The organism is Thermosediminibacter litoriperuensis (genome assembly GCF_008124715.1).
GTDB classification, from domain to species: domain Bacteria; phylum Bacillota; class Thermosediminibacteria; order Thermosediminibacterales; family Thermosediminibacteraceae; genus Thermosediminibacter; species Thermosediminibacter litoriperuensis.
In genome coordinates, this window is record NZ_VNHO01000023.1 from 23889 (window position 1) to 35500 (window position 11612).

The 11612-nt window shown below is 49.3% G+C and carries 12 protein-coding genes and 1 riboswitch; of the genes, 1 reads left to right on the forward strand and 11 read right to left on the reverse strand.

Translation table 11 applies throughout. The features are described from left to right. Positions 1-72: 72 nt before the first annotated feature. The 11 genes from LZ11_RS09395 to LZ11_RS09440 all read right to left on the reverse strand — a co-directional run bounded on the left by LZ11_RS09395 (position 73) and on the right by LZ11_RS09440 (position 11127). Positions 73-1080, reverse strand: a complete 1008-nt coding sequence (locus LZ11_RS09395) for a LacI family DNA-binding transcriptional regulator (RefSeq protein WP_148867626.1) — start codon at positions 1078-1080, stop codon at positions 73-75. A gap of 147 nt (positions 1081-1227) precedes the next feature. Beyond that, the gene (locus LZ11_RS09400; protein WP_148867627.1) at positions 1228-2949 is read right to left on the reverse strand and encodes a S8 family serine peptidase; all 1722 of its coding nucleotides are present in this window, start codon (positions 2947-2949) and stop codon (positions 1228-1230) included. Positions 2950-3079: 130 nt separating this feature from the next. Next, complete coding sequence (locus LZ11_RS12380; RefSeq protein WP_170240354.1) at positions 3080-3298, reverse strand: hypothetical protein; 219 nt, start codon at positions 3296-3298, stop codon at positions 3080-3082. 47 nt (positions 3299-3345) lie between these two features. Further along, complete coding sequence (locus tag LZ11_RS09405; RefSeq protein WP_148867628.1) at positions 3346-4434, reverse strand: sigma 54-interacting transcriptional regulator; 1089 nt, start codon at positions 4432-4434, stop codon at positions 3346-3348. A gap of 100 nt (positions 4435-4534) precedes the next feature. Further along, a riboswitch (cyclic di-GMP riboswitch) is annotated at positions 4535-4624 on the reverse strand. A 107-nt stretch (positions 4625-4731) separates the two neighbouring features. Further along, positions 4732-5682, reverse strand: a complete 951-nt coding sequence (locus LZ11_RS09410; protein WP_148867629.1) for a D-2-hydroxyacid dehydrogenase — start codon at positions 5680-5682, stop codon at positions 4732-4734. A 26-nt stretch (positions 5683-5708) separates the two neighbouring features. Then, positions 5709-6182 carry a metallophosphoesterase gene (locus LZ11_RS09415; protein ID WP_148867630.1) on the reverse strand — a complete coding sequence of 158 codons (474 nt, stop codon included), beginning with the start codon at positions 6180-6182 and terminating at the stop codon, positions 5709-5711. 16 nt (positions 6183-6198) lie between these two features. Then, complete coding sequence (locus LZ11_RS09420; protein ID WP_148867631.1) at positions 6199-6795, reverse strand: XTP/dITP diphosphatase; 597 nt, start codon at positions 6793-6795, stop codon at positions 6199-6201. Then, on the reverse strand, positions 6789-7529 hold the full coding sequence (gene rph, locus LZ11_RS09425; RefSeq protein WP_148867632.1) for a ribonuclease PH: 741 nt from the start codon (positions 7527-7529) through the stop codon (positions 6789-6791). The genes LZ11_RS09420 and rph overlap by 7 nt, the downstream gene beginning before the upstream one ends. Positions 7530-7555: 26 nt before the next feature. Next, positions 7556-8557, reverse strand: a complete 1002-nt coding sequence (locus LZ11_RS09430) for a GerMN domain-containing protein (protein WP_148867633.1) — start codon at positions 8555-8557, stop codon at positions 7556-7558. Between the two features lie 69 nt (positions 8558-8626). Next, positions 8627-9136: a DUF2179 domain-containing protein gene (locus LZ11_RS09435; protein ID WP_148867634.1), complete on the reverse strand. Its 510-nt coding sequence runs from the start codon at positions 9134-9136 to the stop codon at positions 8627-8629. A 65-nt stretch (positions 9137-9201) separates the two neighbouring features. Then, complete coding sequence (locus LZ11_RS09440; protein WP_148867635.1) at positions 9202-11127, reverse strand: N-acetylmuramoyl-L-alanine amidase family protein; 1926 nt, start codon at positions 11125-11127, stop codon at positions 9202-9204. Positions 11128-11383: 256 nt separating this feature from the next. Between LZ11_RS09440 and LZ11_RS12545 the strand changes: the two genes are divergently transcribed. Further along, positions 11384-11612 (forward strand): transposase (locus LZ11_RS12545; protein WP_342782613.1); only part of this gene is annotated, 229 nt, incomplete at its 3' end.

Below are 11612 nucleotides of genomic sequence, written 5' to 3' on the forward strand. Positions count from 1 at the left end.
CTTTTTAAGCCAAGTCACGGCCAGACCCCCCTTCGAGAACTTCGTAATCGTTTACGGTGTCGTACAAAAAAATTATATGCTTTTACAAGAACTCCGTATAACAAGTTTATGGTCCAGTATTATCCTTTTTCTTTCAACACTTTCTCCGTTGATCAAGTTTATCAATATTTCGGCGGCAACAGAACCTATATTGTACATCGGCTGAGCAATGGTTGTAAGCGGCGGCCTTGTAATTTCGCTCAGGTCGATGTTGTCGAAACCCACCACCGAAACGTCCTCAGGGCATTTCAGGCCGAAGTCCAGAACGGCGTTTAAAGCACCGATAGCCATGATGTCACTGACAGCGAAGATCGCGGTAGGCTTAACACCTGCCTTTAGAATTTTTCCTGCAGCCTCGTAACCTCCTTTCGCCTTAAAGTCGCCTTCAGCAATCAGATCTTCGCAGATTTTAAGTCCGGCTTCGCTCAATGCCTTTTTATACCCCATCAACCGGTCCACGCTATCAATGGTCTCCTTCATGCCGTCCAGCGGGCCGTGGATTAAGCCAATCCTCTCATGGCCCAGGGAAATGAGGTAGTTTACGGCATCGAAGGCGGCTTTAAAATTGTCGATAGCCACATAAGGCACGTCGTAAGCGGTAGCCCTTCCCGCCAGGACTATAGGAATATTTTTACGGGCGAAGGCCTCATAATGCTCTTCGCTGAAGTAGTCGCAGTGGAATATTACGCCGTCAACCCAGCGGTTTTTTAAAATATCGATATACTCAAACTCCTTTTCCCTTTTGTTGTCGGCATTGCAGAGGATCACGTTATACCTGCGGGTGCGGCAGGTGTCTTCGATTCCCCTGACTATTTCGCTGTAATAGGGGTTCGATATATCGGGCACTATAAGCCCCACTATTCCGGTTTTCCCCTTGATCAGGCTCCGGGCGGGCATGCTTGGTTCATATCCCAGCTCCCTTGCGATCTGGAGCACCCTTTCCCGGGTTTTTTCGCTGACATCGGGTTTGTTGTTGAAAACCCTCGAAACGGTTGCTATCGATACGTTTGCGAGTCTTGCTATATCTTCTATAGTGGGCATTTCGTCACTCCTAAGTTCGTAAACGTTTACGATTCTATTTTACTATACAGGTCGGGGTTTCTCAAGAGTTTTTTGAAAAAAGCAGGATAGAGGCGTTATCGCCTCTACCCTGCTTTTTTATAATGAGAGGGGATATAACTTTTCGCATCACTTCCAGCTAACATTGAACCAGTAGTCTCCGGAGCCTCTGTATGAGTAAACCCTCAGCTTGTAGGTGCCGGTCTTGGTAGGCATGTAGCGGATCTGTTCCTGTCTCTTGGTTCCCGTGGAACTGGCGACCAGAGTGCCGCTCGGGTCGTAGAGGTAAATGTCGAAATCTATGGACCAGCTGTGATTCGGCATTATAAAGGTGATTCCGATGGGCTTTGTTGTATCGGTCACATCGAATTGCCACCAGTCGGTATCGCCCGTGCCGGACAGACTGTCCTGCGCGAAGGAGAACCCTATCCCGTCGGAGAAGCTGCCGCTGAATCCGCCCGCCTGTTTGATGCAGTTGTACGAGAGGTTTATGCCGTAGCCGAAATCGATGTCCTTGCCCGAGGGCCCGAAGTCTTTCACATTGGCGCTGGAGTAAAGGATGTTCTTAACCTGGGAATCAGTAAGCGAATAGTTGGCATCCAGCATCAGCGCTATGACTCCGGCTATGAAGGGCGTCGCCATGGACGTACCGCTGTAGGTCACGTAACCGTTGGTGGAACCCGCCCTGGCTGCCGTAATATTGCTGCCCGGAGCGGTTATATCCGGTTTTATGCGGTTATCGGCCGTAGGTCCCCTGCTGGAAAACTCGGACAGCACCCATCCCTTTTCACCCGGGTCGTAGAGGGAGCCCACGGTTATAGCGTTCGCCGCCGCGGCAGGTGAACCTATGGTGTACCTTGCCGGCCCCTCATTGCCCGCAGCAACCACCATTATTATACCGTTATTCACCGCGTTGTTTACCGCCTGCGACAAACTGTCGGTTCCGTCGGAAGAACCCGCTGCCCCGAGGCTCATGTTGCCTATGCGTATGCCGTAGGTATTCTTGTTCTGGATCATCCAGTCGATACCCGAAATTATTCCGCTGGTCGTGCCGGATCCGGCGGAATTCAGCACCTTTATTCCTACTAGGGCCACCCCCGGAGCCACGCCTTTATAAGCCGGGTTCCCTTCGCCGGTACCCGCCGCGATGCTGGCCACATGGGTGCCGTGGCCATGGTCATCGTAGGGGGTGGTTCTTCCGTTGATTACATCGTACCATCCTATTACCTTTCCGCCGTCCAGGTCTACGTGGCCTGCGTCTATACCGGTGTCGAGGACCGCTATCACCACATCGTTTTTAGAGTACGAAGTCTTGTTGCCGTCCCTATCCCCGTCGACGCCAAAATCACTTCTGGCCGCCTGAACTCCCGTCCACTGCGTAGCCGTGTTTATAAACGCCTTTACTTCCCGGTCCATATCGATTCTTTCGACCATCGGGATCTTCGACAGGGCTCTTATCTGCCCCGGTGTCATCATCGCCGAAAAGCCCTTCAAAGCTTTCTCCCACCGGGCCTTTGCCTCAATGGCACCGATGTGCGTTTCCAGATCCTTTAGAACCTTTTCCGACGGGTTTTCCTTCAATCTGACTACTACGGGTACCTTTTCATCCCCTTGAGCCTCGATCAATCCGTCGAGGTCATCCGCTATCTTATTCTCGTCCCGATCTCCGATAAATGGCACATCGTCGATTCTTTCAGCGGTCAGTTCCTTTTGGGCCACCTCTTCCCGGCCGCCGGCTTCCACCGGCTCCCCGGGAACCACACCTCCCGGCTGAGCGACGCCCAGTCCCGGCAGTAACATGCTCAGGAAAAGCGCCACGATGAGTATGACCGGGATGTACCTCTTCCTCATACAGGACCGCCTCCCTGAAAATTTTTTTTTCGACGGCGCCGTCTGAAATTATGCATATGCAACAAACGTACCAATCCCAAAAGGGCTCTTTTATTAGTAATGAGGGATATAAAACGGGAAAACGGGACGGTCATATCCCGTTTTGGACGTCCCGTTTTCCCATTTTGAAAGATGGATTTGATTCTGCCGTCAGGATACCTGTGGTTCCATTAATATACAAAAGCACGGCGATGCAGAAATTCTTCCAATCGCTAACCCTGCCCGTAATTGGTTTATAATGACTGCAATAGGCTCCTTCAAGCTTGTCAAAAACCAGTTCTCGTAGTTTCAGGGCGTTCATCCGGGACATTGTGGTTCAATCATGATGAATAAACAGGAAGAGGGCAGGGATACCCCTCACATCCCTTCTTCCCTTTTTCCGCCGTTATCGACTATTTCAAGCAACGCTTTTCCCTTTCCCGTCAGCACGGCGCCTTTAGCTCCTATTTTTAATTCAATCAGGCCGTCCCGCTCCATCTGCTTCATCATTCTTCTTATCATACCCTCTCCCAAATTCCTGTTCTCTCTTTTGGCCATTTCAGCCAGAGCCCTCCGGCCGATGCCGTTATTTTCCCTGATTTTTTTCATGATCCAAATAATTATTTCTCTTTTTTCATTTTCGCTCAGGTCGCTGGCAGCGCTCAACATCCCGGAGATCATGTTAGAAGGCAGGTCCTCGATAGCGATCCTGGCCGTCTCATCTTTTACACTCACCAGGTATTCCACCAGATTTACAAGTTCCCTTACGTTCCCCGGCCACCCGTACGAAAGCAGGTAATCAAGGGTGTCTTCTTCAAAAAAATCGTAAACGTTCGTAATCCTTGCACCGGTATACCTTTTCAGATAAAATCCCAGTAATATTAAAATGTCCTCCTTCCTTTCCCTCAGCGGCGGGATTAAAAGCGGTAAAACACTCAGCCTGTAATAAAGATCCTGCCTGAAAGAGCCCTCCTTAACTTTTTTCCAGAGATCTTTGTTCGTAGCCGCAATAACTCTCACGTCCACCGGTATTACCTTAAGCCCCCCGACCCTGATTATTCGCTTATCCTGCAGGACTCTTAAAAGCCTTACCTGAAAATCCGGCGGCGCATCGCCTATTTCGTCCAGAAAGATCGTGCCGCCACCGGCCTTCTCGAACAGGCCGGGTTTCCCCCCTTTCTTAGCCCCGGTAAACGCACCTTCCTCATAACCGAAAAGTTCACTCTCCAGCAGATTACTGGGCAATGCGGCGAAATTCACCGGCACAAAGGGGCCGTCCCTTCTCCTGGAGGCGTTGTGTATGGCCTGAGCGAAAAGTTCCTTGCCGGTTCCGCTTTCCCCGTAGATAAGTACCGTCGAATCGCATGATGCTATTTTTTTTGCCGTTTCTTTTGCTTTTTTTATAGCACGGCTTTCACCGACTATGTCCTCGAATTCGTACACTGCCGTAAGCCCATCTTTCCTCACCCTGCACACCCCCAAATCTCGTAATAACTTAAAAACAAAACTACCTCTACCGGACCACCGGATAAGGTAGTTTCTCTATAATCCTTTAATCTCTTTTCATCCCGGCAGCCCGGCTGCCATGAAGAAGTTACCTCTTCGTAGGCCCGTGGCTTTGCGTCCCTACCTTTCGGTAGGTTTGCCCTTAACGGTTAATAATATTTACATATTTTTACTATTCTACATATTTGTACCATTTCCTTCTTTTTAGCAAAATCCAATAAAAAATAAAAACCCGGTCTTTCTAAACCGGGAAAATTATCAGTATCCCATGTCCGGGTCGACGATATTTATCAATCGCTCACCCTTCAGGTATCTTTCCAGATTTTCGTTTACTACTTTCATGGCCCTTTCCATGTAACGGTCGGAACCACCTGCTATATGCGGAGTTATTATAACGTTGGGCATTTCCCACAAGGGGCTTTCCGGAGGCAGGGGCTCTTCCTCAAATACGTCTAGGGCTGCTCCCGCTATCCATCCTTCTTTCAGCGCCTTTATCAGAGCCTTTTCTTCAATCACGGCGCCGCGGGCTATGTTTATGAAATAAGCGGTGGGCTTCATCGCCTTAAAGTGTTCTTCCCTGAACAGATGACGGGTCTCGGCGGTAAGAGGAACGGAACACACTACAAAGTCGGATTTAGACAGGAGCTCTTTCAGAGAACTGCCGTCGTACATCTCATCGTAGTTTCCTTCCGTCCTGCCGCTCCTGCTGAGTCCGATCACCTTCATGCCGAAAGCCTTGCCCAGCCTTGCTATCTCGTTGCCGATATTGCCTGCCCCCACTACTCCCAGGGTCTTTTCGAAGAGCTCGGTGGTATTTACCTTTTTATCCCAAATCTTCTTTTTCTGCTGATCGTAAAACCGGTTCAGCCCTCTTGCAAACATGAGCATGTAGCCGAACACCAACTCCGAAATCGGCACTTTATGAATTCCGCTGGTCGTGGTCACAATTATACCCTTTTCCTTAACCAGATCAAAGGGCAGCCGGTCTACGCCGGCACTCAGCGACTGGATCCATTTCAGCCGTCCGGCCGCCTCAACAAGCCGCCTTTCAAAGTTGAATCCCCAGTCCACGTATATATCCGCGTCTATTATCTCTTTTATTTTATCCTCAGGGTTTTCGCTTATTACTACGTTCCAGTCGGGAGCGACTTCGCGCGTTTTTTTTAGGTGCTTTTCGGAAACTTTGGCCCCGAATAAGATTTTCCTCATAAGCTCCAGTCCTCCTCATTCCCGGGTTAAAGCTCCATTATACAGCCCCTTATATCCCCGTCACGAATCTCCAGGACGCCGAAAGTCCTGCCCGCCCCACATCTTGGAAGGGCAGGACTGCCGGGGTTGAAAATCAGCACATTTCCCACGCGAGTGTTTTCCGGGCAGTGGGTGTGACCGAAAACCACCGCATCGGCGAAAAGTTCCTTCGCCCTGGCCAAAAGCCTCTCATACCCGTATTTTACGCGATACCCGTGGCCGTGGGTCAGAAGTATCTTTTTCCCTTCTAATTCGATCAGCCTCTCGCCCGGGTACTCGGAACCGGTGTCGCAGTTGCCGGACACCCCGTAGACCCTGTAATTATACGCTTCCCTGAGGAAATCAGCGTCGGCTGATACATCTCCTGCATGCAGAATCAAATCTACAGGTTCCATAACTTTGACGGCTTTTTCTATAAAATGTAAAAGACCGTGTGTATCGCTTAATACTCCGATTCTCAAATGCTGCCCCTCCGCTTCAACTTCTGGCGTATTGAAGTAGGTGCTTTCTGATTTTTTCTGTGGCTCTTGCCCGGTGGCTAACGGCGTTTTTCTCCTCCAGGGTGGCCTCAGCCAGGGTTTTACCCAGTTCGGGTACAAAAAAAACAGGATCGTACCCGAATCCCATGGTACCTCTGGGCTCAAGGATGATATACCCTTCCAAGTAACCGTACTCCACAAAAATCCTTCCGTCGGACAGAACGAGGCAAAGGCAGCAGACAAACCTCGCCTGCCTTTTTTCCGGAGGAACACCTTTCAGCTCGTTCAGGAGCTTATTTATATTTTCGAGGTCGCTGGCTCTGGGACCCGCAAACCTGGCAGTGTGCACTCCCGGCCTGCCCCCTAGGGCGGCCACTTCAAGCCCCGAATCATCGCCGAGGGACGCGATACCGGTCAACTCCACGACTCTCTTTGCTTTCAATACCGCATTTTCCTCAAAAGTGTCGCCGTTTTCCTCTACTTCTATCCCCGGAAAGTCTTGAAGTGAAATTATATTCAAGGGTATGTCGGAAAGCATTTCTCTAAATTCTTTCAGTTTACCCGCATTTTTAGTGGCTATTACCAGATCTAACATTTGTGTTCTACCTCGTCTATGATGTCTTTCAGCACTTCCTTTTGTATGGCGATCAGATCAAAAATACCTTTTTGGGCCAGGTCCAGCAAATCGTTGAGGTCTTGACGGGTGAAAGGAAAAGTTTCTCCGGTACCCTGGACCTCCACGAACTGCCCCTTGTCGGTCATCACCACATTCATATCCACTTGGGCTCTGCAGTCCTCGTCAAATTTGAGGTCGAGCAATTTTTCGCCGTCGACGATGCCCACACTTACTGCAGCCACAAAACTGTTTACGGGAATAACTTCAATGACCCCGTGGTCCTTTAAGTACTTGAAAGCATCCACCAGGGCCACAAAGGCACCGGTGATAGCCGCCGTACGGGTACCTCCATCGGCCTGGATTACATCGCAGTCCAGCCATATGGTCCTCTCACCCATAGCTGCGAGATTGACCACCGACCTCAGGGCCCTCCCGATCAATCTCTGAATTTCCATTGTCCTCCCGCTGGGCCTCAAGCTTTCCCTGACATTCCTGATTTCTGTGGCTCTCGGGAGCATGGAGTATTCGGCCGTAACCCATCCCTGCCCTTTACCCCTGAGAAAAGGCGGGACTTTTTCGTCGACAGTTGCGGTACATATTACCTTTGTATCACCCGCTTCAATAAGAACAGAACCTTCGGCATATTTATTGAAGCGGCGTATTATGTTTACAGGTCTGATCTCGTCGAATTCTCTGCCGTCAGTTCTCGCCAAAAAATACCATCCTCTCCGGAAACTCCTTATATATTGGCGGGGTTTATATACGCCGGTTTCAGAATAGGCGTATCCAGCATAGTACCTTCGGGCAAAACCCCGCTCTTGCCCTCCACCTGCAGGGTAACTTTCTCCACTCCGGGGAACTCCGAAAGAGTCAGCACTATGGTATTTACCAGCGCCTGTTCGGTGTCAACGCCGCCACCGTAACCCTCGATCTCTTTGGAAAAATTGGCAATCGCCTCATTATCCTTCAGGCTCACATCAAGCACCCTTGTATCGGTGGGTATGGCCGAACTCAAACCCATTCCTTCCGCCGGCCCTTTTATGAGCTCTTCCAGCGCTGTTTTCATCAGGTTATCGCTCTTTTTCACCATGCGGGTGACCGGCACGTAATAAGTATAATTCCCGTCGCTGCTGCTGGCTCTAAAATACAGCGTCACAGGAACCGTACCATTACCCGCAGCTGCGGCACCCGGTTCCAGATTGATTTTTTCACGCTGGAGTTCGTCCTCCAAAACCGTACCGTTGGGGCATTTTTTTAAAGGTTTCCCCTCTACCATTAACTGGACTTTCTGGACCGTGGGAAACTCAGTCAGGGTGTATACCACAGCCTGTATAGCGTTCTGCTCTGCGGTTTTCCCGTTCAGATTTAAAAATTCCCTGCTGAAATCAACTTTTGCAAGGCCGTCCCGTATCGTCATGCCCAGCACTCTCGTTCCCGGAGGCAGGGGCGGCTTCAAGCCCCGCGGCTCAAGCTCGGCCCTAATCTCGGGCGTGTCCACAAGGCTTTCCAGGGCGGCTCTCGCTATTCCCTCAACCCAGGGTATATCCTTCGTGACAGGCACCAGGAGATCGTGTTCATTGACAAAATAAAACACTGTCCTGCGCATGTTAGCCTGCGTTTCCTGGACAGGTTCCGACGACTGGGATGAAGCATCTCCACGGTCTTTTTTCAGCAGCCCGCAGGCTGTAAAACTGAAGGCCAGAAGAAGGATCAAAATAAGCGCCGCAACCTTTTTAGGCATAAAACAACCTCCTCTTAAAGTAAAATCTAATTAATATATATTAAAGAAGAGGTTTTTTATGCCTGAGGGTCACTTTGCCTGTTTAAAGTATCCCCCTTTGGCCGACTTCGTATCCATTACGGTGATAAAAGCCGATTCGTCTTCTCTTTCTATGAGATCGATTAGATCGGGGAGGCTCTTTCTAGCCAGGTATATGACGAGCACGTGGCGCGTTCCTTCTTTCCCCATACCCTGGAGCATAGTTACGCCAAATCCGCGGTTCCTTAATTTTTCTGAAAGTTCCGGGTCCTGCGTTATAACCTGTACCGTTGTGAGGCCGAGGGCCAGTTTCTCTTCCAGCAGGCTGCCGGCGTAATTGCCGGTAGCGAAACCCAGTGCGTAAGCCAACAGGTTTAATGGATCGCCCAGTTTCCCGACAACCTGGCTCAAAGCCGTTATGTAAATGATGACCTCAAAAAAGCCTATTATGGCCGCTTGTATCCGGTGACCCCTAACTACCATTAAAGTCCTTACCGTTGAAAGAGAAACGTCGCAAACCCGGGCGGAAAAAATGAATAAATAGCCGAGCAGTGGAGTCAAAACTTAACCCCCTTGTTGAGATTCAAGTGTATCATACCAAACCCGGGTTTTTGTGTCAACAAAGATTATTGACCCGAAAGGTAATTATAAATGCCTTTAAATACACCTTCTGCGACCTTTTGCCTGAATCCCTCCGTTTGCAGCAGCGCAAGGTCGTGCTTGTTGGTCATGAAAGCCACTTCCACCAGTGCTGAAGGCATCCTGGTCTCCCGGATAACCACCAGATTGGGCCTCTCTACCAGGCCGAGATTCGGAAGACCGAGAGTTTCAACCACGGCTTTGTGGACGGTCTGGGCAAAGGCTTTTTTCTCCGGGGTCGGATAGTACAGCGTCATGGTTCCTGAGGTCGCAGCATTGCTGCTGGCGTTGTTATGGATACTTACGAACAAATCGGCTCCCACTTCATTGGCAATACCAGCCCTGGTGTACAGGTTTACATAAATGTCGCTCTCCCTGGTCATCAGCACTTTCGCCCCGTTCTCCTCCAGAAGTTTTTTTAATCGAAGAGCGATATCGAGATTCAAGTTTTTTTCGCTAACCCCCGAGTGCACTGCTCCAGGGTCAGAGCCGCCGTGACCGGGGTCCAGCACGATGATCCTGTTTTTCAGAGGGGAACGGTATATTTCGATTTCTATCGTCGAAGAAACCGGCGGACTCACGATCTTGTATCCGGTAAAAAGCGTAAGGTTAAATGTGACCACAGTCTGGATATGGTCCTCTTCGCTTGTCTTCAGAATTTCTATATTTTCCACGATACCGTCGCCTACGTTTATCCTTCCCCCGCCCGGCAGACCTTCACCGGGAGCAACTCCCGGTATGATCAGCTCAAGCTGCCTGCTGGCCCTGTTTTCCCTAGCCTCATAACCCACATCTCCAGTGAGCTCCAGTTTCACTACGGTTTTATCGCTTTCGCTGTTAACTCTTATATCATCTAAAGCCTGAATGGGAGAAAAGTTCACCGATATGGCGCCGCCATTCTGAAAAACCTGAAAATGGGCGTCCCCCTTCAGGTCGAAGACGACTCTAACTGTATCAGGGTTTACCGCAAACTGGCTCATCCGCACGGCTTTTACGTAGTTATTCTCGGGGATCTGGGGCGCTGATGCCGAAAGCCTGGTGCCGAATATATCCACTACCAGCCTGTAATCGCCTTTTTCCGGCGTACCTATGGTGAAATAGCGGTATTTAGCGGGAGCCACCGTCTTCAATCTGGCAATCAGGTTTTCCCCGCCCTCCACCTCTATACTAGTGAGGGCATTGGAAAAGACTATCGCCAGGGAGTTCTGTTCCATTCTTAAAATATCGAAGGAAACTCCATCTTTTGCCTCTATCACAAAACGGCTCGCCGGGGAATCGGTTCCCAAAGTTCCTGCGATTACCTTGTCCACATAACCGTCGTATACATTCAGGATATTCTTCTGGGTCTTCAATTCAGCGTTTATGTCGACTACGACCAGGTTCCCTGCATCCGGCTGGACCACCGAATATTCCAGGGGAACGTTGCCTTTTATCACGACGGCTGGCGCTTCATTTACCATACTATACGAGAAATCCAGAATCTGGGCCGAGAACTTGGTTACATCGACCCTTCTTTTGACATCGTCCCAGGACACCTTTGCCCCCAGATATTCGCCTAAAAACCTCAGGGGTACCATGGTCCTGTTTTTAACTATCATTGCAGGCACGTCGAGCGTAACGGGTTTTTGATTTACAAAAGCCCTGGTATCGTTTATTTTCAGTATTATCAGCTTTTCGCCTGAAGCTACTCTGACGGTTCGCTCTCTGTCGTCCCAATGGACGGCTGCACCGAGATGTTCGGAGATCACCCTTATGGGTACCAGCGTTCTCCCATTGTAAATAATGGGTGCCACATCCGATTCTATTTTTTTCTGGTTAATGTAAATCTCAATCGGCATCGCAGGCGGAGCCGCATATACGGTGGTGTGTAAAAACAGTACTGCTAAAAGCGCGATAGCGATTTTCTTAAACATGCAAAAACCCTCCTGCCGTTTGTTAGTGCGAAGTATAACTCCTTTTATTGTACATATAACAACTTTCGACTTTAAAATCCTAAATCCTCCTCAAATAATAAAACGTAACAAAAATGTAAAAAAACCGGATTTTTAAATCCGGTTCAGACTGTCGACAAAGTAACTGTCGACAGTCTTTTTTTGCAAAAGCTAGTACAAAAATCATCAGCTTTTTAGTAAAATTAAAGAAGATACAAAAATATTGTGGGGCGATGAAATGTTAACGAAGAAAAATCGAGAAATAATAGAGCAGGTAGAATTAGTAAGCATCGATAGCTTAGTACCTCAAGACCATCTCCTTAGGGCAGTAGAAGAAAGCATCGACTTTAATTTCATTTATGATGAAGTAAAAGACCTATATAGCGAAAATACAGGAAGACCTAGTATTGACCCGGTAGTGTTAATTAAGCTACTCATGCTCCAAGCATTGTATGGAATCCGCTCCA